This window comes from Escherichia fergusonii ATCC 35469 (genome assembly GCF_000026225.1).
Classification (GTDB): domain Bacteria; phylum Pseudomonadota; class Gammaproteobacteria; order Enterobacterales; family Enterobacteriaceae; genus Escherichia; species Escherichia fergusonii.
The window spans coordinates 3,156,401-3,182,159 of record NC_011740.1 but is presented as its reverse complement, the minus strand read 5'-3'; the positions used below and the strand labels follow the sequence as shown (position 1 = coordinate 3,182,159).

The 25,759-nt window shown below is 47.5% G+C and carries 15 protein-coding genes and 1 pseudogene; 7 read left to right on the top strand and 9 right to left on the bottom strand.

What is annotated here, in order from left to right:
• The first annotated feature begins 7 nt into the window (after nucleotides 1-7).
• From EFER_RS15600 to EFER_RS24220, 3 genes and pseudogenes are all read left to right on the top strand, one after another.
• Entirely contained in the window at nucleotides 8-550 is a 543-nt protein-coding gene (locus EFER_RS15600; RefSeq protein WP_001115387.1) for a hypothetical protein, read from the top strand.
• Complete coding sequence (locus EFER_RS15595; protein WP_001022621.1) at nucleotides 547-2,016, top strand: serine/threonine-protein kinase; 1,470 nt, start codon at nucleotides 547-549, stop codon at nucleotides 2,014-2,016. Before EFER_RS15600 ends, EFER_RS15595 begins: the two co-directional genes overlap by 4 nt.
• 220 nt (nucleotides 2,017-2,236) lie before the next feature.
• Nucleotides 2,237-2,383 (top strand): annotated as a pseudogene (locus tag EFER_RS24220) (IS256 family transposase); the annotation flags it as partial.
• A gap of 86 nt (nucleotides 2,384-2,469) precedes the next feature.
• On the opposite strand, the gene EFER_RS24510 reads toward EFER_RS24220, so the two are convergent.
• The 3 genes from EFER_RS24510 to mdtM form a co-directional block, all read right to left on the bottom strand.
• Nucleotides 2,470-2,646, bottom strand: a complete 177-nt coding sequence (locus EFER_RS24510; protein ID WP_224219347.1) for a hypothetical protein — start codon at nucleotides 2,644-2,646, stop codon at nucleotides 2,470-2,472.
• 653 nt (nucleotides 2,647-3,299) lie between these two features.
• Nucleotides 3,300-4,580 (bottom strand): DUF445 domain-containing protein, encoded by a 1,281-nt coding sequence (locus EFER_RS15580; RefSeq protein WP_001037412.1) that lies wholly within the window; start codon nucleotides 4,578-4,580, stop codon nucleotides 3,300-3,302.
• Between the two features lie 40 nt (nucleotides 4,581-4,620).
• A complete protein-coding gene (gene mdtM / locus EFER_RS15575) occupies nucleotides 4,621-5,853 on the bottom strand; it encodes a multidrug efflux MFS transporter MdtM (RefSeq protein ID WP_001136993.1) in 1,233 nt (410 codons plus the stop codon).
• A 478-nt stretch (nucleotides 5,854-6,331) separates the two neighbouring features.
• Here mdtM and EFER_RS15570 point away from each other — a divergent pair, with 478 nt between their 5' ends.
• On the top strand, nucleotides 6,332-7,252 hold the full coding sequence (locus EFER_RS15570; RefSeq protein WP_000181200.1) for an Rpn family recombination-promoting nuclease/putative transposase: 921 nt from the start codon (nucleotides 6,332-6,334) through the stop codon (nucleotides 7,250-7,252).
• 243 nt (nucleotides 7,253-7,495) lie between these two features.
• On the opposite strand, the gene EFER_RS15565 is transcribed toward EFER_RS15570, so the two are convergent.
• Entirely contained in the window at nucleotides 7,496-8,908 is a 1,413-nt protein-coding gene (locus EFER_RS15565; protein WP_000199360.1) for an aminotransferase-like domain-containing protein, read from the bottom strand.
• Nucleotides 8,909-9,084: 176 nt separating this feature from the next.
• Here EFER_RS15565 and EFER_RS24870 point away from each other — a divergent pair, with 176 nt between their 5' ends.
• The 3 genes from EFER_RS24870 to EFER_RS15550 all read left to right on the top strand — a co-directional run bounded on the left by EFER_RS24870 (nucleotide 9,085) and on the right by EFER_RS15550 (nucleotide 19,392).
• Nucleotides 9,085-9,249, top strand: a complete 165-nt coding sequence (locus tag EFER_RS24870) for a DUF1127 domain-containing protein (RefSeq protein WP_000394281.1) — start codon at nucleotides 9,085-9,087, stop codon at nucleotides 9,247-9,249.
• A 498-nt stretch (nucleotides 9,250-9,747) separates the two neighbouring features.
• The gene (yjiT, locus tag EFER_RS15555) at nucleotides 9,748-13,038 is read left to right on the top strand and encodes a protein YjiT (RefSeq protein ID WP_048814575.1); all 3,291 of its coding nucleotides are present in this window, start codon (nucleotides 9,748-9,750) and stop codon (nucleotides 13,036-13,038) included.
• Between the two features lie 12 nt (nucleotides 13,039-13,050).
• The gene (locus EFER_RS15550) at nucleotides 13,051-19,392 is read left to right on the top strand and encodes a DEAD/DEAH box helicase (RefSeq protein WP_000213430.1); all 6,342 of its coding nucleotides are present in this window, start codon (nucleotides 13,051-13,053) and stop codon (nucleotides 19,390-19,392) included.
• Nucleotides 19,393-19,448: 56 nt separating this feature from the next.
• Here EFER_RS15550 and mcrC read toward each other — a convergent pair whose 3' ends face one another.
• The 5 genes from mcrC to hsdM form a co-directional block, all read right to left on the bottom strand.
• A complete protein-coding gene (gene mcrC, locus EFER_RS15545) occupies nucleotides 19,449-20,495 on the bottom strand; it encodes a 5-methylcytosine-specific restriction endonuclease system specificity protein McrC (RefSeq protein ID WP_015953744.1) in 1,047 nt (348 codons plus the stop codon).
• Nucleotides 20,495-21,874 carry a 5-methylcytosine-specific restriction endonuclease subunit McrB gene (gene mcrB / locus EFER_RS15540; protein ID WP_015953743.1) on the bottom strand — a complete coding sequence of 460 codons (1,380 nt, stop codon included), beginning with the start codon at nucleotides 21,872-21,874 and terminating at the stop codon, nucleotides 20,495-20,497. Before mcrB ends, mcrC begins: the two co-directional genes overlap by 1 nt.
• A gap of 161 nt (nucleotides 21,875-22,035) precedes the next feature.
• The gene (gene symE, locus EFER_RS15535; RefSeq protein ID WP_000132635.1) at nucleotides 22,036-22,377 is read right to left on the bottom strand and encodes an endoribonuclease SymE; all 342 of its coding nucleotides are present in this window, start codon (nucleotides 22,375-22,377) and stop codon (nucleotides 22,036-22,038) included.
• Nucleotides 22,378-22,604: 227 nt separating this feature from the next.
• A complete protein-coding gene (locus EFER_RS15530; protein WP_001272443.1) occupies nucleotides 22,605-24,113 on the bottom strand; it encodes a restriction endonuclease subunit S in 1,509 nt (502 codons plus the stop codon).
• Nucleotides 24,110-25,699: a type I restriction-modification system methyltransferase gene (hsdM, locus tag EFER_RS15525; RefSeq protein WP_001063202.1), complete on the bottom strand. Its 1,590-nt coding sequence runs from the start codon at nucleotides 25,697-25,699 to the stop codon at nucleotides 24,110-24,112. The genes EFER_RS15530 and hsdM overlap by 4 nt, the downstream gene beginning before the upstream one ends.
• Between the last annotated feature and the right edge of the window lie 60 nt (nucleotides 25,700-25,759).

Genomic DNA, 25,759 nt, shown 5'->3' with positions numbered 1-25,759 from the left:
GGTGCCTATGCCTGAGGTTGCCTGGGTAAATGAGACATTTCCACTTTTAGCAAGCGGTAAGCTATTGGACCAGGATGTATTGGTCCACAGCCTGGGCTGTAGCGTTTGGAATACATTCGGGCATGAACAGTCATTTATGGCGGTAGTGGAATGCCCGGCTCCAGGGACAGTTGGTGCTGATATTCGTTCTGACTCGGGCTGGTTTCATAAATCTTCTGCATCGCCTGTGTGTTTAATCGAATTTGAACGCTTTGATGGTTCAGCGAAGGGGCAGCAAAAGCTGGAAGAAAAATTAAAAAACTTACTGGAAGCAGCACAGCGCTGGAATCATTGCCCCAAAACCCTGGTCCTCAGTGCCTGGAGCCAAGGCTTAGTAGGTGTACCTGATACTCAAAAACTGAAAGACATATGCCGTATGGGTTTTACTTCGTCCACGGGTACCCAAGTAATCGCCGCTCCTGATGTTGAGGTGGTATTTAGTCGCTTTTTATTTATCAAAAACCTGAACATGATTGTTTTGGACAGAATTCACTATGAGGTGTTGATGTGAATATAAAATCAGCACATTTTTTGCCAGGGACGAATAAACGCCTTGGTGACAAATACCTGTTACTTGAATGCCTTGGTGATGGCAGCCATGGCTGGGTATGGCGGGCGGAACGCCTGAAAGATGGAAAAATTGTCGCAGTAAAAATCCCTAAGGATATTACTCGGGAAGACCGTCAGCTTGCCGAAGGTAAAGAGCTTTTAAACGTCGAGCCGCACGAAAATATTGTGCAAATTTTTGATATGGGCCGTATAGATAATGAATGGTTCTATATTGAAATGGAGTATTTTCCCAGCCAAACCCTGGCGCAAAAGCTCGATGACAGGCAGCGTAATTTTGGTCAGACCTATGAACGGTTGTTCAGAATATATCGTCAAGTGCTCTGTGCTGTGCATTATTTGTCCGAACTACCAGTGCCAATATCTCATGGAGATATTAAGCCACATAACATTTTGGTTGGAGAGCGGGACCTGGTGAAGTTGACGGACTTTGGCAGCTCAGCTTTACCAGAAGAAATTTACGTTCGTACCCGAGAAAATGGCGGGACTGTGTTGTATTCGGCCCCAGAGTTCTCCAACGTCGATAGCCGTAGAGGCAGCCTGGAAGAGCTACTATTGGGCGACATCTATAGCTTAGGTGTTTTGCTATACCAGCTGCTGACAGGAAAACTGCCCCATGATACGCCAGCACAAGTTCAGCGCCACGCACCTTTCAAGCTTCCGACAGAGATTAATAGCTCTATTCACACAGACCTGGAGCAAGTGGTTCTTACCTGCTTACAAAAACGAGCGGAGGATCGCTTTTCCTCTATTTCCGACTTAATTCATGCATTTGATGCTGCTGCCACTAAGCAATTAAAAGTTGGTGCTATTGCTCCCGTTTTTCAGACTAAATCTGATCAGGACTGGTCAAGTGCGGTACTTGAGGCAATGTCCAATCAATCTTACCAAAAAGCTGCTCAGTTAGCGTCGCAGGAGTATAGCCGCAGTAAAGATCTACAAGCTTTACATCAGCAACTTATTGCCTTGTACCGCGCCAATCGCTTATTCGACTTTGAAAAAGTCGTAGAAGATAATAAAGGGATCTTGCTTGAGGGTAAATTGACTCAACCAGCGGCATTGTTCGAGTTGATAGTTAAGACAAACCTACAGTTACGCAATATCAGTCAAGCAAAATTCTGGCTGTTACAACGAAAGCAAGCTGAAGCAGAAAACGCGACTACCATGTATTTAGAATCATCTATCCTTGGCCTTGAAGCAAAATATCCTGAAGCAAGAGCACTATTGGAGAGAGTAAACCAAACAACTCCAATGAAGTTCCATGTGTTAAGCCAACTCATTTTAGTTTGCGAGCAAATGCGTGATTACTCTGGTGCTGCGGCTTATTTGAAAGCGGCATTACGAGTTGCACCATTGGATAACAGCATGAAAGAGAAAAAAGAATTGTATGCAAAGCTTGGGGTTATTTGATTGAAAAGATGACCATTAGGCGAACAAGATATCTTGGATATTTAACACTTCCGTTCAAATACCGGGCAAAAATAAAGTTTTACAAAACGATTTGCTTCTTGATTGAGTTAAGACAAAAACCGCCCCCATCAGGCTGCTGTCTCGAGCCTGTACATAGATTTGTGTAATTGCCTGATTTTGATATGTTCAACCCAGTATTACATTAAATGAAGGTTAATTTATAGACGCAAAACAGGTACAGGCTCTGGCCAACGAACTGACCAAAAGCCTCAAAGCCCCTGAAGACCTCAGCCAGTTTGATCGTCTGCTGAAAAAGATCAGCGTTGAAGCCGCACTCAATGCAGAGATGACTTATCATCATGTGTACGTCAGGCTGTTACAGGACGGTAGCCGTTTTCTCATCAGTGTTTGCAAACTCAGTTAAAAAAGCTTTCTGTAACTTGCTGTTTTTGTTTAATTCATCGCAGCTGCCTTCTGCATATTAAAATCAATGCCATCGGTCAAAGCACGCCAGATAATTCTCGTCAGTTTATTCGCCAGCGCAACCGTGGTTTTCAGGAACCCCTGACGTGCCTCCAGTCTTTGCAGCCAAATACTCAGACTGTCATCGCGCTTTTTCACACAGCGCATTACAGACTGCGCGCCATGAATAATGAGAGTTCTCAGACTCCGGTTGCCATTTTTCGTCATAATAGACAGGCGCTATTTTCCGCTCGAACTGTGCTGGGGGGAACCAGCCCACACCACGCCGATAATTCTCGCCCACTCGAGAACAGGTGCGGCATCAACTTCTCTGAGGAACGCTGCTGCAATCAGGGGATCGACGCCCGGGATTGTTAATAGATGATGGTACACGATTTGTTGTGATGACAGAGCTGCTATTTCGTTATCCATGATGAGCAGCTAATTAGCAGTCAGAAAAAAGAGAAGGACTATACGTGGTATATATACAAAGGGCATTGTTAATATTGAACTCTTGATTGAGTTTGTACGGCAAAATGGTTTTGTTGTTGAAAAACCTGAACAGTAAATTTTGATATTGCTATAAATGTCTACATTGAAAAATGGGGAGAACATTTGTAGCTTTATCGTCGCAAAACTTTTCTGCTATTCAAGCCAGCAATCGAAGATATATTGCCTTGTTCTCATTTGTTTTTTACTGCCTATTCTTAGTTTAGTCCACCCTGTAGAGACAGGCGTTTAAGAATTAATGGATGAAAAGCGACGCAGAGGACTAACGGATATCTGTATAAATATCAGATTGTGACTATACATCTAAGTCATTAAAGCGCAATTCGATCTACCCATCCCGGAACTTGCGACAGCAAATATAAAATTAGCCCAATACAACCGCCAACCAGCGTACCGTTGACACGGATAAACTGTAGATCTTTGCCGATATTTAACTCGATTTGCCGCGACATATCCCGCGCATCCCAGCTTTTTACCGTATCGCTGATGTGGCGCGTCAGGAATGCGGAAAACTCAGGCGCGACACGGTGCGCGGCTTGTTCCAGATGACCATTTAACGATGCCCGCAAGGCATCATCGGCAATTAACGTTTCGCCAAACCATTGCCCCGCCCGCGCGATACGTTCTTTCACACGAGAATCTTCGCTGTCGATATCCGCTTTCAGCCATTCCCGTAAATCCCCCCACAATTCACTGAGATAGCGGTTAAAAGCTTCATCTTCTTTCAGATAACTTTTTACGGCATCGGCTCGCGCTGCCATTTCCGGATCGTTTTTCAGCTTGTCGATCAGGGCAAAGGTGGCGCGATCAAACGCATGGCGGATCTGATGTGCGCGATCGCGACTAATATCATCAAGCAAAGAATTCACCGCGTCAGAAACCAACTCCGCGCTATGTTCGCCCAGCCATTCGGTGGGGAGAATTTTGGCTTTCAGTGGATGCTCGCTCTCCAGCCAGCGAACAATTTGCTGGGCAATAAACTTGCGCGATTTATCGCGCTGAAGCAAGGCGATCAGTTGTGCGATCAGTGTATCCAGAAGCACCTGATGACGATCGTTTTTAGTCATGCTTTCCAGCATCAGTGCACTGGTGCCAGAAAGATCGACCTTATCAATTGCCCGATGGACTGCGCGCTTAAGCAGGCGTTGAATACGCGCATCATCGGTCAGTTCAAGAAAACCACTCATGATCTGCAGCAGATGTTGACCGACGCGGCGGGCGTTCTCCGGCTGACTAAACCAGTTACCGATCAATAACGCTGGTTCATGACGCCGAATCAATGCCACCAGCGACTGGGTATCGAGAAATTTTTCCTGCACGAACTGGCCGAGATTTTCACCAATCCTGTCTTTATTACGCGGGATAATCGCCGTATGACGAGAAATAATCGGAATCGGCACGCGGCGAAATAGCGCCACCACCGCAAACCAGTCAGCCAGCGCGCCGACCATCGCCGCTTCAGCAATCGCCTTCACGCCGCTCACCCAAAAATTGGGCGGCAAAAACAGCGTAACGAAAAAGGTAGCAGCGGCGATAAGCAGTAAAGAGAGCGCCAACCTTTTGGCGCGTCTGAGTTCGATGAGTTTATTCATAACGTTAAGAATAGAGCCTGACGGCAGGATCGCGCAAAAATCACTGCTCCTCCACTAGCTCGGCTGCCTGATGCTGGCGCACGCGATTGAGCAATCCCGCCAGGGTGAAAACGACGATAACGCCCGCCACAACGGCTAACAGATGAAACGGCAAGCGACCGCCGTTAAACCACAGCCAGCGGCCGATTTCGACCGAGACAGACATCACTGTCAGAACCACGATATTCAGCGATGCCGACACGGTGCCCTTCGGCAGGTTGTTCGAAAAGAGCGTAAAGCGGTATAGCGACGGGAAAATCAAACCAATCCCGAAAGCATACAGACTGGTGCCCAGCACCGACCACAGCCAGACATGCGGCGACAGCAGATTGCCGACAATCAACAGCGCGAGGCCGACCAGTTGAATAGGTACGGCACGCCAGATAAACCGCGGTTCGGTCGGATCTTTAACAAAACGCGCCACGATGGCATTTGCGACAATCACCGCGCCGAATACCGGTACCTGTGTCCAGGCGAACTGCGTAGTTGTTAAGCCGCCCGCATCGATCAGGATCACCGGCGAGACAGCCACCCAGCTCATCATTGGGATATAGCTGAGGGCGATGGTTGCCGCGCCAAAGAGGAACAGCCGGTTGCAAAAAACGTTACGAAAATCGCGCAGTACGCTTTTGGCGCTAAACGGAACCGCGCCGCGCTTTACTGTCTCTGGCATCGCGAGTAGTAAGCCAACAAATGAGATAAAACCCATAACCGCAATGATGGCAAAAAGGACTTTCCAGTGCATAAAGTGCATAAGAGCTGCGCCGGAAAGCGGGCCGATAATTGGCGCAATCAGTACGATGGAGGTGATAATCGCCATCAACTTGATCCCTTTTGTCTGCCCGAACGCCTCCTGCACCGTGACATAACCAACGGTGGCAATAAAACAGATACTGGTGCCCTGAATTGCACGCGCGATAAGAAACTGTGTCATAGACGTTGTGAACATTGTCGCGGCGCAGGCAAGGGTAAAAATAAGCGCCCCGGTAATCAGCACTGGCCTGCGGCCAATTCTGTCGGAAAGTGGCCCCAATAGCCACTGTAACGCCATACCGCCAGCGAGATAGAGACTGACGGCAGCAGGGGCCAGACTGACATCGGCATTAAAATCACGTACCACATTAATAATCCCTGGCTGGATTAGATCCGTCGACAGGTACGCGGCAAAGTCATACAAAATTAACGCCATCGGGAAAAACAGCGTGGCGGCATGGCGGGCAAAAAAACGTGGCATAACAAACAACTCCTTGTCCGGAGAACCCCAACGGGGAAAACGAAATTCAATACCGTCGGTAATGACGAAAGGCAGGTGAGAAGGGCAACGAGACTGCAAATGTACTGAATTTCATGTAATCAACCACACTGCCTGTGAACACACAGACAGAGAAATACCTTCTGAGTTCTGGTCAGAATGTATAACGATTACAAATAGTCATCAGCACATTACACCTCTTTAATTGATGGGTTGCATAGAAAATATACACCTTAAGTGTAATTAAAATTTGCGGTTAATCAAAAGAGCGCGGTGGAAAGGGGAATATCTGCCGGGTACAGGACATGTAAAAACACGAGCCTGTTTCCGGAAAAATGTATCGTTTGCAGAAGAATAAAAATAGCCTGGAAAGCGCCTCGGGGAATGGGAAATTGCCAGGTGAGAGTGGTTTTGTTAGTCGCTAAAGTCGGACCATCTTATCTACAGGTGACGGATCGCCATGACAAACTTCACGACCAGCACGCCGCATGATGCATTATTTAAAACCTTTCTCACGCACCCTGACACTGCGCAGGATTTTATGGAGATTCACTTACCTAAAGATTTACGTGAACTGTGCGATCTCGATAGCTTAAAACTGGAATCCGCCAGCTTTGTCGATGAAAAATTGCGGGCGCTACACTCCGATATTTTATGGTCGGTAAAGACCCGTAAAGGAGATGGCTATATCTATGTGGTGATTGAACATCAGAGCCGTGAGGATATTCACATGGCTTTTCGGCTGATGCGCTATTCCATGGCGGTGATGCAGCGCCATATAGAGCATGATAAACGCCGACCGCTACCGCTGGTCATTCCGATGCTGTTTTATCACGGTAGCCGTAGTCCTTATCCCTGGTCTTTGTGCTGGCTGGACGAATTTGCCGACCCGACTACCGCACGGAAGCTTTATACCGCCGCGTTCCCGCTGGTGGATGTCACTGTCGTGCCGGACGATGAGATTGTGCAGCATCGCAGAGTCGCCCTGTTGGAGTTGATCCAAAAGCATATTCGCCAGCGCGATCTGATGGGGCTTATCGATCAACTGGTAGTATTACTGGTTACAGAGTGTGCTAATGACAGCCAGATAACTGCGCTGTTAAATTACATTTTACTGACTGGCGATGAAGCGCGTTTTAATGAGTTTATCAGTGAACTTACCCGTCGAATGCCACAACACAGGGAGCGAATAATGACGATTGCAGAGCGAATTCATAATGATGGATATATAAAAGGGGAGCAGCGCATTCTTCGATTGTTGTTGCAGAATGGGGCGGATCCTGAATGGATACAAAAGATTACCGGACTTTCGGCAGAGCAAATGCAGGCATTAAGGCAGCCCTTGCCTGAGCGTGAGCGCTATTCATGGCTCAAGAGCTAATCAGAGACGGATGACAAACGCAAAGCAGCCTGATGCGCTATGCTTATCAGGTCTACATAACCCATTAAATATATTGAACTTTAAAGATTTTTGTAGACCTGGTCTGGCGTTCACATGGCATCCGGCATGAACAAAGCGTACTTTGCCTAATTCAGGCTGGAACGTGGCGATGACCCAGCAAAGATAAAACGAGTCACAGGTTATTCATGAGAGGAAATCAGGCGCTTCGCCACTATTTCGAATTCATTCCATTGCCCGATACACGGCCCCGCCAATTTGCTTCAGTGCTTCGCGATAGGTTTCGCTGAGCGGCAAAGCGCAGTTGATGCGTAGACAATTACGGTATTTGCCGGAAGCCGAGAAAATCGAGCCTGCCGCTACCTGGATTTTCATGCGGTACAGCTGTCGCGCAACGCAGACCATATCGACCTGTTCAGGCAATTCTATCCACAGTAAAAATCCGCCTTTCGGGCGCGTAATACAGATTTCGCAGGGAAAATATTCCCGTATCCAGCAGGTATAAAGCGCCAAATTGCGCTGATAATTCTGCCGCATCCGCCGGATATGGCGATGATAGTGACCTTCCAGCACAAACGTTGCCGCCGCCATTTGCGTGGACGGTACATTAAAGCTGCTGATGGCATATTTCATATGCAGCAGTTTATCGTGATAGCGCCCCGGTGCGACCCAGCCCACGCGCAGGCCTGGTGCAATGCTTTTACTGAACGAACTGCACAGCAGCACCCGGCCGTCGATATCCCAGGAATGAATGGTCCGCGGGCGCGGATACTCCGTCGCCAGTTCGCCGTAGACATCATCTTCAAAAATCACAATATCATGATGCTGAGCGAGAGAGAGAACGGCCCGTTTGCGTGCGTCCGGCATAATAAATCCCAGCGGATTATTACAGTTTGGCACCAGAATGATGCCTTTAATCGGCCACTGTTCCAGCGCCAGTTCCAGCGCTTCAACGCTGATGCCAGTTTCTGGATCGGTTGGGATTTCAATCACTTTCACGCCCATGCCGCGCAGCATCTGCATCGAACCGTAATAACAGGGGGATTCGACCGCGACAATATCGCCCGGTTTACACACCGCCATTAACGCCAGCGACATCGAGTTATGGCAGCCGCTGGTGATAATGATGTCATCGGCGGTGACCACCGAGCCGCTGTCGAGCATCAGGCGGGCAATCTGCTCTCGCAACACTCGCTGACCGGCTAACAAGTCATAACCGAGAACGGTTTGCAGATTATGCTGCACCACCCGGCTTAGCTCCCGCCAGAGCGGTTTCAGGCTGGGCGCTTCGACATCCGGTGTGCTTTTGCTTAACGGGACAATGGCACTGTTGCTATGTGCCTCCAGCATATCCAGCACCTGATCCCACTGGGTAATTTCCACCGGGCGCTGCACCGGACGCGTCATTGGCGGTACTGGCGGCTGGGCTTTGCGTTGCGCAACAAAATAACCTGAACGCGGCTGCGGAGTGATGAGCTTCATTGTCTCCAGCGTCTGATATGCCTGCTGCACGGTGCTGATGCTGACGCCGTGCTCCTGACTCAAGCTGCGCACCGACGGCAATTTCTCCCCGTGACGATACAGCCCTTGCTCAATCCGCCTGGCAAGTAGAGTCGCCAGATGTTGATAACGCGTCATGCTGTATTCCTTATTTGGACCATACAGAGAGAAAAACCAGTACAGATGAGGCTAAAAAACCGGATGCAGATGCTGTTTTAACCTGTCTGTATGTTAAATAAAAGTAATATTTGAATCTGTATTGTGAACTGCCAGAAGGCGGATGATGAAGCCTCTGAAAGATGAGGAGGCAGCAGATGGAATTTCACGAAAACAGAGCTAAAGCGCCGTTTATCGGCCTCGTGCAACTCTGGCAGGCGGTGAGGCGTTGGCGGCGGCAAATGCAGACCCGACGCGTGTTACAGCAGATGAGTGATGAGCGGTTGAGGGATATTGGGTTACGCAGGGAGGATGTGGAGTGAGGGGGGATATAGATTTATATATAATAAAACGTTTTTATGTTTTTAAATTAAGTTATAAAAATTTTCCCGAGACAATTCATCAATAGGTATGGAGTGTACAGGAATATCTTCTTCACTAACCTCTTTCAACTCATGTCGATAACGGTCAAAAAACGCACAGTGATTACTTGTGTTTTTTGACTGACTTTACAACTCTCATTATTCGCTATTGTGCAGTTTCTCTAATTGTTTTATATCCTGGAAAGTTAAATGTCAGCTACTGAATACTTTTTGATTGTTTGAGATTTATTTTCATTTGAAATTATAAAATCAGGTGATAAATGAGTTGTGATTAATAGATGGTTGATATCATTTTTATCTAAAATTGATTTATAGTATCGACGTGAAAAAATAGTTGTTGCCGCCTGATTAACTATACGATATTTTGAAAGGTTTTCTTTCAAATTAGAAATGTTGTGGGGTTTTGTTTTTGTATCTTTTATCTCTAAGGAGCTTGCTTTGGGTCAATCAGAATACATTTCATGGGTAAAATGTACTTCCTGGCTAAGTAACTTTGTGAATCTTAGAGGGTTGAGACAACCGGATGGCCGTCCTCTTTATGAATATCATGCAACCAATGATGAATATACCCAATTAACGCAGCTACTCCGTGCAGTCGGTCAATCACAATCTAATATATGTAATAGGGACTTTGCTGCCTGTTTTGTTCTTTTTTGCTCTGAGTGGTACCGCAGAGATTATGAACGGCAATGCGGATGGACGTGGGACCCTATATATAAAAAAATAGGGATTTCATTCACCGCCACAGAGCTTGGTACTATCGTACCGAAAGGGATGGAAGATTACTGGCTGCGCCCAATTCGATTTTATGAATCTGAACGACGCAATTTTCTCGGAACATTATTCAGTGAAGGTGGTTTACCTTTCCGGCTACTCAAAGAATCAGACAGTCGCTTTCTGGCTGTTTTCTCCAGGATCCTTGGACAATATGAGCAAGCAAAGCAGTCAGGTTTTTCTGCCCTTTCGCTGGCAAGAGCTGTCATAGAAAAATCAGCGCTGCCTACTGTTTTTAGCGAAGATACCTCTGTAGAACTTATCAGTCATATGGCTGATAACCTCAATTCCTTAGTACTTACCCACAACCTAATAAATCACAAAGAACCAGTACAACAGCTTGATAAGGTTCACCCTACCTGGCGAAGCGAGTTTCCAATACCGTTAGATGATGAAACAGGAACGCATTTTTTGAATGGACTGCTATGCGCAGCCTCTGTAGAGGCTAAGCCTCGACTACAAAAAAATAAGAGTACGCGTTGCCAATTTTATTGGTCAGAAAAGCATCCAGATGAGCTTAGGGCGATAGTATCTCTTCCTGACGAAGTTTCCTTTCCTGTAACAAGCGAGCCGTCAACTACGCGCTTTGAACTTGCCATTTGTGAAGATGGTGAGGAAGTCTCTGGCCTTGGGCCAGCCTATGCTTCTCTGGAAAACAGACAGGCAACAGTTCGATTACGTAAAAGCGAAGTGAGATTTGGCAGGCAAAATCCATCGGCAGGTTTGTCGTTAGTGGCTCGTGCTGGAGGGATGATTGTTGGGAGCATTAAACTTGATGACAGTGAAATTGCCATTGGTGAGGTGCCGTTAACTTTCATCGTTGATGCAGATCAATGGCTGTTACAGGGACAGGCTTCTTGCAGTGTGCGAAGCAGCGATGTTCTGATTGTGCTCCCTCGGGATAATAGCAATGTTGCTGGTTTTGATGGCCAATCGAGCGCAGTAAACGTATTAGGACTAAAAGCACTACCTGTTAAGGGATGTCAGGACGTTACAGTTACAGCAAATGAAACTTATCGGATTCGCACCGGAAGAGAACAAATCAGCTTCGGAAGGTTTGCTCTAAATGGAAAGCGTGCAAGCTGGGTTTGTCATCCAGATGAAACATTTATTGGTGTACCAAAAGTCATTTCTACACTACCAGATATTCAAAGCATTGATGTAACGCGTTACCTGAGCGGAATTTCAATTGAGCAATGTCATATACAAGAGATGCTGGGGGCTCAATATCTTTCTATCCGTAATAGTAAGAATGAAACGCTCTTGCGTCGCAAAATCGGTATTTTGCCTGCTGATTTCAGTATTGAGATAAAAGGTGGAATACACGCAAATGAAGGCACTATCGTAATCACCACACAGCATCCTTGTGTAGCAAAACTTAAAGATAAAACATTGGAGGCTACACGTAAGCGTACTGAGGGGCGAACAGAGATACAACTCAAAGCGGAAGGGGTACCTCCGGCATTTATTACATTACAAGTTCTGCCTAATTTGGCGGCTGACCCCATCGATATTGAGTTACCTTTTCCCGCTAAAGGCTGTCTCGCTCTTGATGTAAACGGACGTCCTCTGGATAAAAACATTACGCTGCATGATCTGCTGGGTTCCAGAGCGTTTCTGTTCTCCAGAAATGGCGAGCCGACAAGATATACATTGCAGTTGCATTTGCGCTCCGTTAGTGGATTACAGGCATGGCACGAATGGTGTTATACGGCGTTGAGCGATCGTCCTGTTGAATTGAATCTCTATAGTCTGCGCGAACATATTGAGAACCTGATTTCACTTGAGACAGGTATTGATCAGGTTGTTGAGATGCGTATTACGGGGGCGGGTGTGGTCATGGCCTGGCAAATTCGTCGCTATAAATACAGTCTGCGCTATGATTATGAAAAAGAACTATTACTCAGCCAGTCAGTGAACCATCGTGCTGGACAGATTCCTTCCCCCGTTATCATGCTGTTAAGTGAACCTGAGAGGAAATCCATCCCCTTAGCATCAAGAATGAGCGAGGGAGTGCCTGTCGGTGAATATGAGTTGAGCTCAATCGTTAACAAAAATGGGCCATGGTTGGTTGTTCCTAAACCGGGTGAGGAGATGGCTTTTCGCCCCTGCTTCATTCGTGGCGAATCTTCGTTACCGGTAGAAGAAAGCAACATCCGCTCATTGCAGAAAGCGACCCAGCTTTTTAATCCACAGGCAGAAGTTAATACCATCACACTGGTTCTCGGACAGATGGCTAACGATCCTGCCCATTCCGGCTGGCAATTTATGCGTAGCCTGTACGATCAATTTGGTTATTTACCGCTGGCAACCTTTGAAGTATGGCGTGCACTAGTGCAGCATCCGCAGGCATTGGCGATGTCGCTCTTCAAATTCGAAATGTCAGCAGAGTATCTGAGTCGTATTGAGAATGAGTTCCCTATTCTATGGGAGTTTTTCCCCATCTTTGAGATCAAAGCCGCATCTGAGCGTTTCAAATTGTTCCTGAGCCAAAAAGGTGCACCGGAGGAAACCCAGAAATTACTGGTTACTAATATGTTTCAACGGCTGGGGCTCGTGTTCCCGACATATGCCGATGAAATTGAGAAATGGTTAAGTAACGGATATCTCCCTCCGTCTATTCCTGAATCTTGTGTCCACGGGTGGTATCAGGAGCTTTTACGTGAGCACAGTGAGGCTCGCTGGCCTGAATATGGCTGTAAGCGTCTTTATAAATGGATGATGTCACAAAAAAATCCAGTGATTGGTATTAATCCTGACGCAGACTACCGTTATTCCGTGGCCTGGTTACCCGTCTTCGCTGCAGCTGTGGCAAGCGGAAATACTTCTTTTGAAGCTGTATTTGACCGTAAACCCGGTGCCGTATTTTTCCTGAGGCAAGTCAGGGACTTCGATTCTCGCTGGTTTAAGACTATCTTCCAGTGCAGCCTGTTGCGTTATATTGCTAAAAAATAAAAAGGAATAAGGATGACTACACGCTATTTTTCGTCACTTATTGAACAATCGTTGTCTCGTTCAACTGAAGCAACGCTCAGTATCATGGGTGTTACAAACCCGCAGTTGCGCGAACATCTCGCGCAGCAAATGGGGGCTGATTGCGGGAAACCGGGCTCATTCCTTGCCTCTCCGGTATTCCAGCAAATGTTTGGCTGGAAGGAGTCAAACCACACGATGCGCAGCCTGACGGAAGGCAACGCATTGTTGAGCAAAGCAGTGGTTGATTCACTGGATGATCAGAATAATGGCCGGTACCGGTTTGGTGCTGACTGGAGGCCTTTTACGCACCAGTTAGCCAGTTGGAAAGCTTTGCTGGAAAAGAAACATTCAGTGGTGGTAACCAGTGGTACGGGTTCAGGTAAAACGGAATGTTTTATGGTACCGGTGCTGGAAGATCTTTACCGGGAACTGCATGAAAATGGCAACAATCCGTTGGTCGGTGTCCGAGCCCTTTTTCTCTATCCATTGAACGCCCTGATTAATTCACAGCGCGAGCGTCTGGATGCCTGGACGCGTGGTTTTGGTACTGGGATCCGCTACTGCTTGTATAACGGAAATACAGAAGAGCTCCACGCAAAAATGAAAACAGTGCAGGATAATAGACCAAATGAAGTCTTATCCCGTGAAAAGATGCGTCTGGAGCCAGCCCCGATTCTGGTGACCAACGGCACGATGCTGGAATATATGATGGTTCGCCAGGTCGACTCCCCGATTATCCAGCAATCCAAAGCACAAAAATCACTACGCTGGATTGTACTGGATGAAGCGCATACCTATGTCGGGTCGCAGGCCGCTGAACTGGCACTCCAGCTGCGTCGTGTGATGACAGCGTTTGGCGTGACGCCAGATGATGTGCGCTTTGTAGCGACCTCTGCGACCATTGCCGGCAGCGACGCCGAAAAACAGCTGAAAAAATTTCTCTCTGAATTATCCGGTATCCCGCAGGAGCGCATCGATATTCTGGACGGAAGTCGGGTGATTCCTGAACTGGAACCATCCAAAAACGTTTCTGTTCCGTTAGACGAAATAGAGCAAATACCTGATCTGGATCTAAAAGATAAAAATGATAATAAAATTAAAGGGATAAGTCCTGAGCGCTTTTATGCGCTTACGCATTCCCCCGAAGCGCGTTACATACGTGAGATGTTGGTCAAACAGCCCAATCCGATGAAGCTGGATGAGATAACAGAACGGTTAAACGTGCTGACAAAACAGCATTACAGCCAGCAGGAAGTACTGCGTTGGATCGATGTCTGTTCAGGGACTCAACCTAATGCAAAGGATCCCGCATTTCTTAAAGTCAGGGCGCATATCTTCCAGCGTAATACCCAAGGAATATGGGCTTGTGTTGATAAAGATTGCAGATTAAAGCACGGTACACCGCTCGAAAAAGGCTGGCCCTTTGGCTATGTGTATGTGAACCAGCGACAAAATTGCGACTGTGGAAGCCCTGTCTACGAAGTGGCGTTCTGTAATGATTGTAATGAGCCTCATCTTCTGGCGCAGGACAAAAAGGGCAAACTTGTCCAATGGGAAAATAAAGGTGGCGATGAGTTCTCCTTGCAGGATGAAGTACCTGTTGAACATGACACTACAGAGGAAAAAGTCGAAAAAGAGAACGGTTTCCAGCCTCCGTTGATTATTGCCGCAGGAGAGACCAGCGAGACAGGCTATACCCTACAACGCCTCGACCGTCAGACGCGCCGTATTGGCGTTATTAACAATGACAGCATTCCGCTGATTATTAATGATAAAAAGGTTTGTGGCGCCAGTGGCTGTGGCTACAGCGGCGTGAGCGGGAAACAGCCCTTCCGGCGTGCACTATTAGGTGGGCCATTTTACGTTACTAATATCGTGCCCACCGTTCTAGAGTATTGTCAGGACTTTACCAGTGATGAAGGCAAAGAGGGCGTCGGACCAGATTCGTTGCCAGGACGAGGTCGTCGACTCATCACCTTTACAGACAGTCGACAAGGGACAGCCCGAATGGCGGTGCGTATGCAGCAAGAAGCAGAACGCAGTCGCTTACGCGGAAGCGTAGTCGAAATTCTCAGCTGGCATCAAAGGACGCAAACGTCTACAGCGCCGAATGCCAATGCCGATCTGGAAAAATTAGCGGCCAGGGCGAAGCAAGCCCGTGAGCAGGCAGAAGAATATCGAAGCTGGGGAATGCCAGACCAGGCGAAATTGTCACAAGCACAGGCTGAACAGCTTGAACAGGCTTATCAGGCTGCAACCGGTGGGAAAGCCGCGACTATCCTGGTATCCCGAACCTGGACGGAGATGGTTAACGAGCTTAAAGAGAGAGCCGATATCCGCGGGCCGGTTCTGCAATATAACCATTATCTTAAGCCTGAAGTGTTTAATGAAAACGGTGGCCCCCTTAAGCTTTCTGAAATGTTGTTGTTCCGGGAATTCATGCGTCGCCCTAAACGGACTAACAGCCTGGAAACACAAGGGCTGGTTCAGGTTGGTTACCAGGGGCTGGAGAAAATACATAAGAGCCCCTTGCACTGGCAGGAAAAAGGATTAACGCTGGATGACTGGCGCGATTTTCTCAAGGTTACGTTGGATCATTACGTTCGCGAGAGCAACTTCACACAGCTGGATGATGAGCTGAAAAACTGGATTGGTAGCCGTTTTTCATCAAAATTCGTCCGTAACCCGGAATCAAAAGATCCTGAAGATAATCAGAACAGACGCTGGCCTCAAATTCGTAATGGCAACGTATCCCATCGTTTAGCGAAGTTGCTGATGCTGGGGGCTGGATTCAAAATCGTCAATGCGGCAACTATTGATATTATCAATACATGGCTGAAAGAAGCATGGGCCCAACTTACCGGACCGCTTGCAGTACTGAAACCCGATGGCAACCGTTTTTATTTACCGAAAGAGCATATGACTTTTTCTTTAATCACGGATGCCTGGATTTGCCCGGTAACCAATAAAATCCTGGATACGGCTTTTAAAGGCTTAACCCCTTATCTGCCTACCCATATTTCGTTCGAGCATCTTACCCAGGCGCAATATGACACTTTTGTCGCGCAGAAAGTCACCATGCCGGAAATCTGGAAGCTGGATCGTTCACAGGAAGACTACGCAGAGGGTCTGGCAAAAGCACGCGACTGGGTCAGCAATGATCCGCTGATCGCACAATTGCGGTCGGAAAACGTCTGGACAGACATCAACGATCGTGTCGTGGAAGGCGGCTTCTACTATCGTACTGCCGAGCACTCTGCCCAGCAGTCGTCAGAACGTCTGCAAAGCTATGAAAAGATGTTCAAGAATGGGCAACTAAATGTTCTCAACTGTTCCACCACCATGGAAATGGGGGTTGATATCGGGGGCATTACTGCGGTGGTAATGAACAACGTACCGCCACATCCGGCCAACTATTTACAGCGCGCCGGGCGAGCCGGGCGTAGTAAAGAATCACGTGCGATCTCTTACACCCTATGTAAAGGTAACCCACACGACCAGCAGGTTTTTGCCAACCCGCTCTGGCCATTTGAAACCATGATCCCGGCACCCATGGTCGCGATGAACTCCGCCCGACTGGTGCAACGTCACGTCAATGCATTATTACTGTCCGACTTTTTATGTAACGTTATTGGCGAAACCGATAAAGAAAAAACCAGCCTCGATAGCCTCTGGTTTTTCGGTGAAGATGACGGGCAGTCAAAATGCGAACGCTTTAAAATCTGGCTGGAACGTCCGGTTCTTGATATCGACACGGCGCTGGAACGGCTGGTGAAAGGTACGGCGTTGCATGGTGCAAGAGCCGAATATCTGCGGGATAAAACAATCAACGCGATCACCTTCCTGCAACAGCGGTGGCTCTCCGTTTATCGCGATCTCGTGACACAGGAGCGTGAGTCGCAGCCGCAAACGCCTTATCGTAAGCGCATAGAGCTGGAGAAGAAACGGCACTGTGGCGAGTATCTGCTGCGCGATCTGGCTGCCAGAACCTTCCTGCCGGGATACGGTTTCCCGACAGATGTAGTGACGTTTGATAACTTCACGATGGAAGATTATATCCGCGAAAAATCGCAGAAAAGTCGTGATAAAAAGGACCGTGAAGATAACGTTTCCCGTTATAAAGGATTACCTTCCCGTAACCTCGGTGTTGCCATTCGTGAATATGCACCGGGAGCAGAGATCATCCTTGATGGCCGTGTCTTCCGCTCTGCCGGTGTCTCACTGCACTGGCACAACATTAATGCTGATACCAATGAAGCCCAGCGTCTGGATTGCGCCTGGCGCTGTCACAAATGCGGGACCATTGGCTATGAAGAGGGGATGAGCAGTTCCGGGATGCTCTTTTGCTCCAATAGCGCCTGCGGCGAAAAAATAATCATGGATAATCGCCGTCAGGTGCTGCAGCCTGCCGGGTTTGTCACCGATGCACACGCTCCGGTAACGAACAATATTGAAACCATGAAATTCGTCCCGGTTGTCCCCGCGTGGGTCTTTGTTAAAGCAGAGCCCGTACCGTTGCCTAACCCGCTAATGGGTTATATGGCTTCTGGGGCTGATGGGCATGTTTTCCAGCAAAGTTTGGGGGAAGGTGGACACGGTTATGCATTGTGTCTGAGCTGTGGCCGTGCTGAGTCGATGCTGAATGAAAATGATGCGCCGAAAAGTATGGAAGCTCACTATCCACCGCGTCCGGGTAAAGCGGATCGCGACAGCCAGAATCATCGTCTGATTTGCCCCGGTTCGACGGCACTCATGAAGAACGTCACCCTGGGCGCACTGGCGCGTACCGATGTCTTTGAAATGGTTCTGCGCAAACCGCAAAACGGCGAGTATCTGCCAGATAACACAGAGGAGGGGCGGATTGTTGCCATGACTCTGACGGTTGCTCTGCGTCAGGCGCTGGCGGGCGTTCTGGGTATCTCCGCCGCAGAACTCGGCTATTCTGTACGTCCGGTCAGACTGGAGGATGGGCAATCGGTATTAGCCGTACAGCTTTATGATGTGATCAGCGGTGGTGCAGGTTTTGCCTCCAGCGCACCGGTACACATTGAAGCTATATTGCAGGGAATGGTGAAACAGTTAGGCTGCCGCCATTGTGAGACTGCATGTAGTGAATGCCTGCTTGATTCCCAGACTCGCCACGATCACGATTTGCTGGATCGCAAAGCGGCGCTGGCCTGGCTTGGCGATGACTTCACGTATTACATCGGTTTACCGGATGAAGAGACATTCTCGCTGCCGGATGCCCGCTACTGTCCTGGCGCCATTGGCGATACGATTCGCCGGGCGATTAACGAAGGCGCTGAAAAGCTCACCCTGTGGATGACCGGCGCGCCCAATGAGTGGGATTTATACGCCCGTCAGTTCCGCGCGGCGGTTCAGAACTATCGGCTAAAAGACAACGTCGAGGTCGATCTTGTTATTCCTGCGGGAGTGGATGACCCGGACCTGTTGCATGAACTATCGCAATTTACTGCGCTGGGTGTGCGGCTGTGCCATGTTGAACAGGATCTGCAATTACCGATCGTTGCCCAGGTCACCTTTGCCGATCGCGTGATGACGCTGGCCTCTCGCAGCCAGCAGGCAACGATTCCGGGGCCTGAGTGGCACCTGAATGACGAACTGGTGGTGCGTAGTCTCGGTTATAAAACGGTAGAACTGAACGAGTTTATTCTGCCGGCTAAAGCCACCAACGCTGTCGAGCGGGTCAAAGACATTCAGATCCACAAACAGTTGAATGGACCACTGTCGCAGTTTGGGCAACGCTTCTGGGACGTGCTGTTTAACGAACATGAAGAAGCGCAGTCACTGATGAATAACACGCGAATTACCGGCGTTCACTATACCGATCGCTATCTGCAAAACCCGGTTGCGCTGGCGTTGTTGGGATCAATTCTGAGACCGCTAAAAACAAAGCTGACCGATGGCGCTGAAGCGACGCTGGATACGCTATTTAAAGATAAAGATCGCCCCGGTAACCGGCCTTTCCATGACTGGATGAGCATAGCGGATTTTCAGGATTTCGCTGATCAGTGGTTTGCTGCTGCGCTGGGCAGGCCGGTAGAACTGACGGTGTTCGACTCGCCGCGCGATATCCCTCACCATCGTAAACTGACGGTGACTTTTGAGGATGGTCAGGTATTGAAGATCCGCTTCGATCAGGGGATGGGCTACTGGCGCATCAACTTTTCATCGCAATGGCATTACTTTGATTTCCGCGATGACGTTTCTTTCCAGTTAGTCAAAATGGCTCAGGCCTGCAAGGAAGGGAATGTCGCCAACAGCGAAGAGAGTTGGGCAACGGATGTGCTGGTGGAGGTGATCGCCTTCTGATGATGAGCCGCTCCCGATGTGGTGTCGGGAGCGGTATTTTCTATAAAACTTACCGCTTATTTGAGATATTCATCGAAAATGTCGAGTAATTCTTGATGTATACACGGCCATTCCTGACCTAAATTGACGGTACACAAGCCAATATCGAAGCCATTAATTTTATAACGATGTTTCACTGCGGTATCTACGTGGGGGTATATTAATAAGCCCCCTATGTTTTCGCCATTTTCAGGCTTTAACGACCATAAGTAATTCATCAGTTGATAAAGATTTTGAGAATGAAATTTTTCTGAGCCCATTCGTCGTGAAAAAATGCTCTTATAGTATTTGGCGTCAACGATAAGTATTTTTTCTGATGAGCGAATGGTGATGTCAGTTTCCATTCGAGGTAACAAATTAAGTGACTGATCCGATATGCTCGATGCATCCCATTTTAAATAAGAGCGGGTTGTGTTTGCAGACGTTAATTCACGGCGGCAAAATTCATAAAGAAACTTTTGATAAAGTAATGACATCTCTTTTTCGTTTCTTTCAAAATCATAGAAACGGTAGTGTCCTTTGTTTTGACCTGGAATAGAATTATTGACGATGAACTTGCAGACACTGATAACGAATTTATAATAACGCGTATTTTTTCCGCCATTCAGATAGCTGAAATGCTGTGGAGTTAAATGAAGAGTGCTAATGCCCGGTAATTTCCGATAAAGTGAACGAGCTTCATCTCTGATGGCTGAATTTAACTTTTCATGCTTAATTAACATGGCTAATGTGCTTTTTATAATTCGGTTAGCCAGCGTGTCTTCATTAAGCATATCAAACGTACTGACGGTTTTCCCATGATTAAGATGGAAGCCGCGTATTGTTTTAGCAAACTCTATTCGCCCTTTGATGCCAGGAATGATCTCGGTATTAGGATTGTAATCAAGCTCAAGCCCTCGGCGTGAAAGCTGTAAAACCCCTTTATTTAATACATACCCCAGGATATCAAGAAGATTGTTACCAGGAATGGCTTCAAGGTCGGCCTGCTTAATTTCCTGTAAATAACCCCATGCATAGGTAAGCATGTAATAGATATTACGGACAGGTATCACGGGCTGTTCCACTATGAGTCACCTAATAATTTGTCGGCCCATATCTGTTGTTTATAGGGATCATCAAAGAAATATTCTTCGAGTAAAGGGGCGATATCCGTCATCACAATTTCCTTAAGCCATTGCGTATCCGGAGATGTGCCATCTTCCAACCCACAGCAGAAGTAACTATGCCCAATGCGGAATCCTTTCCCAAGGATAGTGGCCTCTTTGCTGATTTCCTGGTTCAACTCATTCATTTTTTGGCATAAAGACTCAACAAATGAAGGTTCTGCTTTTTTATTCAGTAAAAAATTCCGGAACTGTGGTGTATCAAAACCTGGCTCAATATCTATGAAAGAAAATCGTCTGCGTAGGGCATAGTCAACAACGGCCAGAGAGCGATCGGCAGTATTCATTAAACCGATGATATAAACATTCTCCGGGACATAGAATCGTTCTTCATCGTTTTCGGAGTAGGTTAGGGGAACAGACCAGTTTTCACCTCGTTTATCATGTTCCATTAACATCATCACTTCGCCAAATACTTTACTGAGATTGGCACGATTGATTTCATCTATAATAAAAACATACTTTTTCTCTGGCTGCTCTTTAGCTTGCTGACAAAAATTGTAAAATATGCCGTCTTTACGTCGGAAGCCGACGCCATTCGGACGATAGCCCTGTATAAAATCCTCATAGCTATAAGATTGATGGAACTGAACCATATTGACGCGTTGCGGAGCCTTTTCTCCTGTCAGCAAGTAAGCCAGACGGCGTGCAACAAAGGTTTTTCCAACGCCGGGCGGCCCCTGGAGGATAATATTTTTTTTGATGGTTAATCGTTTGAGTATCGTCTCTATTGTGGTTTCAGGGATAAACAAATCATTTAACGCATCTTCCAGACAGTATGATTCAGTTTTTGACATAGGTGGAATAACACTCTTGCCAGAATTAAATATTAATTTATAGTCGTTGATTATGTTGTCCAGCATGGAGGCAAACCGGGTATAATCAAGACCCTGTGAGACTTTTTGGGAACAGGCGTAATAGGACTGTCCGTATTTTTTAGGATATACACCCGAAGTTGCCTGAAAATACTCTGCGATTGTTTTAGGTATGTCTGAAGAGAACTGCCATTGGGCATGTGGTTCATTCGTGTCGCTTATACCATAAGCCAAAACCAACTCATCAAAATCTTTATAATAGAGAATAACGGGATATATACCGTTAGAAGCTTCCTGACCTTCTCCAAGAAATGCAAACCAGGGAATAGACGTAAAATTACCATAACCGAAACTCAATTTTACTCGCAGGTTACGGTAAGACGTTGGATAATCTTTAGTGGATTGCGAACGTTGTTGCTGTGCTTGCTTAATAAATTTTTCAATCCAGGGTTGAATAGATTCCATAAGATATGCCTTCCTCATTGCTAAGCCTCTATTATCGCTTTCGCAACGTACTGAAACAATAGATTTTTACTGCAAAATCAGACTGGTAAATATTTACTGAGGGGGAAAGTTTCTATTGAGTCAGTGGAAGGCTCCCGGTGGTTAACCGGGAGTAAACGCTGTTACGCGACTTTCTGTTTACCCGCAATTACCCCAATAAAATCCTGCACCTGCTTTTGTTTACGCGCCGACAATTTGCATACCTGGCGCAGTGACTGCATCAGTTCGCTCTCTTCGGCGGCGGGTGGTTGGGCAGTGAGGACAATACAGCCTTCCATCACTTTGACATCTACCGCCGTGCCGGTGGCAAAACCGGCGACTTCCAGCCACTGACCTTTCAGGGTGATGGCGGGAATACGGCTGTAATCCGGGTAGCGACTCGCATAACTCACGGTTAATTGACGGTTATTTGCCGGGGAGACTTCTGCTTCGAACGGTTGTGCAATAGAATGCGTGTCAGTCATAACTGCTATTCTCCTGAAATAGTGATTGTGATGAGCGGTGCGGGTGTGTTGGCGCACATCCGCACCGCGCTAAATACCTGGATATATCATCAGTAAATACAGGGAAAGTCCAGCTAAAAATAGAATAAAATGGGCAATTTCTGGAGTGATTTAAATATATTTATGTGGGTTATGATTGGCGTGAAATAATAAAAAGCGCACCGGAAAGGTGCGCCAGAAAATAATGTTCAGGATTTTTTACGTGAGGCTTTTTTACCCCCGCTAGCTGCGCGTTCAGCTTTGATTTTTTCCAGCAACGCGGCGGCGCTGTTTTCTCCGCTGATCAAATCCGGGTTTTCGGCCCGCCACTGGGCGGTAAGTTCACCACGGAACGCTTTTGCCAGGATGGATTGCGTCAGGTTGTTGACGCGGGCTAAGGCGTTGTTGACCTGTTTTTCTATGGTGTCGGCGTAGGCGAAGAGTTGCTCGACGCGGCGAACAATTTCGTGTTGTTCTTCTATAGGTGGAAGAGGATATGTTAATGACTCAACATCAGCCACACGCAAATGTTTTACTCCAGTCCCAATAGCCTGAGATATCATTCTAGTTTGGAAACTACTGGATAATATGTTTAACAACACATATTTGTTGTGAATATATTCTGGTATGGGCCTAAGTAGCATCATTCTTTGCCCCATGCATATTATGGTATTTTCAGGAACGATACCTGCTTCCCCCATTGGGGCTTCTCGTGTAAATATAATATCTCCACTTCTCGGAGGACATCTTTTAGACCAGTAAAGATATGTGTCATTGTCAATATATTTTGTATTATCTAATGATATAACACCATTGCGAATATCTGGAGTTCTTATCAAGTGAATGCCCTGATCAACATATGGGGCTGTTTTGTTATGGCAATCAACAACTTTTTCCATTGACTGAAGAAATGTTGTCCAAACCCATCCTTTTGGTAGATTTATTTTAGGTACTTTAAAGCAATGTTTTTCAATTTTTGCTATTTGCCGCTTGGATTCAGTTGATGCGGATGAGCCTTCAGTGGAAAGTGATGCTTTTCTATACTTTTTAATTTCAGTAATGATTTCTTCTGCTGAGGTTAGTTCACCTACGCAATCTCTCCAACATTCTGTAAGTTTCCCATTAACAGCTCGTTCCAGCACTGCCTGACGAAAACGTTTCAGGATTTGTGGGATTTGCTCAAGACGTGCTTTGGTGCTGTCTACCTGCGCCAGCAGCGTATCGAGTTTTTCAGTGATGATTTTTTGCTCGGCAAGTGGTGGCAAGTAAATTATGTGCTCTTTTATCACTGTTTGAGAAATATTAGGTTGTGCACCACCTTTTCCTTTTTTTATAAATGCATTTTTTTCATTAAGTAAAAAATAATATAGAAAAAGGGTGGATGTGATGCCTTCAAGAGGGGTTCCCACTGCACATGCCTGGTTTGTGGTTGCGTCAATGCCTAATATGGATGTTTTACCAATAGTTGCTCCATACATTGCAATAGCGACAGAACCCTTAGGAAAGAATTTTGCACTTGAGTTTTGTACACCAGCATCGGTTATATACTCACTGGCATTAGTAATAATTTTAGGCCCTAAATCACCTGTTTTAATCCAGGGTATATTGCCATTGTAATACTCATCATGATTTCGGGAGGGTGTTCCACCTGAGCCCCATGATGCGACGTTTTGCAGATTAGTTTCAACCCACCCCTCCGGCAATTTCCCCGCACTCATTCCTTCACCCCACCAAACGCTTCTTCCAGCAACTGACGCTGCGCATCCGCCTCATCGCTCGCCCCCAGTTCACGCATCAGCGCATCCAGTTCACCCAGCGCCTGCACCAGTTCGCCCATTGCTTCTGCCGCTAATACATCCGGCTCCGGCAGGTTGTCGGCGTCGATGCTGTCTTTATCTTTCAGCCAGGATATATCCAGCGAATCGGATTTCGCGGTGCGGATCCACTCGCGGCTGAATTTGCGCCAGCGACTGGTGGCCAGATGCTGATCGGTGTTTTTGTTCTCTTCGCTGTCGGCAACTTCCGTCTCTTCGGCGTTAAAACTCCATTCACCTTCAGTGCGCGGGCTTAAACCGTGCGGGTCTTCGCCATACACGTGCTCAAACGGCTGCAAATGCTCGTCGGTAAACGGCGTGCGCTTGCCGAAGCTCGGCATATTGGTACGCAGGTCGTACACCCACACGTCGTCGGTACAGTTCTTATCCTGATTCGGATTCGCCACCGTCCCTTTGGTAAAGAACAGCACGTTGGTTTTCACGCCCTGCGCGTAAAAAATACCGGTCGGCAGACGCAGAATGGTGTGCAGATGACACTTATCCATCAGGTCACGACGGATGTCGGTGCCTTTGCCGCCTTCAAACAGCACGTTATCCGGCACCACGACCGCCGCACGACCGCCGGGATGCAGCGTTTCGATAATATGCTGCATAAAGCACAACTGTTTGTTGCTGGTCGGGTGAACAAAGGTGCGGGTAATGTTGGTGCCTGCGGCGCTGCCAAACGGCGGGTTAGTGGCGACAATATGCGCTTTCGGCAGGTTTTCACCGTCGCTGCCCAGGGTGTTGCCCAGACGGATTGCGCCGCCGTGGTCGAGGTTGCCTTCAATATCGTGCAGCAGGCAGTTCATCAGTGCCAGACGACGGGTGCCGGGCACCAGTTCGAGGCCGATAAACGCGCGGTGGATCTGGAAATCCTGCGTGTCGCCATCAAGGTCGTCCAGATCATTGGTTTGCGACTTAACATAGCGGTCGGCTTCAATCAAAAAGCCCGCCGTACCTGCCGCCGGGTCCTGCACCACTTCACGCGGCTGCGGTTTCAGCAGATGAATAATGGTTTTAATCAGCGGACGCGGGGTGAAGTACTGGCCTGCACCAGACTTGGTTTCATTCGCGTTCTTCTGCAACAGACCCTCGTACATATCGCCGAAGTCATCGCGTGACTTACCGTGCGCGCCGTTGTACCAGTCCAGCGAATCCATATTGCTGACCAGTGCGGTTATTTGTTTCGGCTCGGTGATGGTGGTACTAACATTATGAAAAACTGCCTGTACCAGCTTTTTGTCATCTTCGCCTAAATGCACGAGCATTTTTCGGTAGAACTGCAACTGCTCCTGGCCGATGCGGGATTTCAGGTCATCCCAGCGGTAGCCTTCCGGCAGGTACTCCGCTTCCTGTCCGGTCTCTTTACACATTTTCAAAAACAGCAGCGAGGCGAGTTCATTGACGTAGTTTTGATAGGAAACGCCACCATCGCGCAGGTTGTCGCACAGCTTCCACAGCTTCGCGACCAGATCGTTATTGTTCATTGTGAGTTCCGTAAATTAAGCAGCGGCCCAAATTTATCGGGCCGCAGAAGAAGAAATTGC

Coding starts and splice junctions, on each gene's coding strand:
- EFER_RS15600 (WP_001115387.1), top strand. CDS start 8: ATGCCTGAGGTTGCCTGGGTAAATGAGACATTTCCACTTTTAGCAAGC.
- EFER_RS24510 (WP_224219347.1), bottom strand. CDS start 2,646: ATGCGCTGTGTGAAAAAGCGCGATGACAGTCTGAGTATTTGGCTGCAA.
- EFER_RS15580 (WP_001037412.1), bottom strand. CDS start 4,580: ATGAATAAACTCATCGAACTCAGACGCGCCAAAAGGTTGGCGCTCTCT.
- mdtM (WP_001136993.1), bottom strand. CDS start 5,853: ATGCCACGTTTTTTTGCCCGCCATGCCGCCACGCTGTTTTTCCCGATG.
- EFER_RS15570 (WP_000181200.1), top strand. CDS start 6,332: ATGACAAACTTCACGACCAGCACGCCGCATGATGCATTATTTAAAACC.
- EFER_RS15565 (WP_000199360.1), bottom strand. CDS start 8,908: ATGACGCGTTATCAACATCTGGCGACTCTACTTGCCAGGCGGATTGAG.
- EFER_RS24870 (WP_000394281.1), top strand. CDS start 9,085: ATGGAATTTCACGAAAACAGAGCTAAAGCGCCGTTTATCGGCCTCGTG.
- EFER_RS15550 (WP_000213430.1), top strand. CDS start 13,051: ATGACTACACGCTATTTTTCGTCACTTATTGAACAATCGTTGTCTCGT.
- mcrB (WP_015953743.1), bottom strand. CDS start 21,874: ATGGAATCTATTCAACCCTGGATTGAAAAATTTATTAAGCAAGCACAG.
- symE (WP_000132635.1), bottom strand. CDS start 22,377: ATGACTGACACGCATTCTATTGCACAACCGTTCGAAGCAGAAGTCTCC.
- EFER_RS15530 (WP_001272443.1), bottom strand. CDS start 24,113: ATGAGTGCGGGGAAATTGCCGGAGGGGTGGGTTGAAACTAATCTGCAA.
- hsdM (WP_001063202.1), bottom strand. CDS start 25,699: ATGAACAATAACGATCTGGTCGCGAAGCTGTGGAAGCTGTGCGACAAC.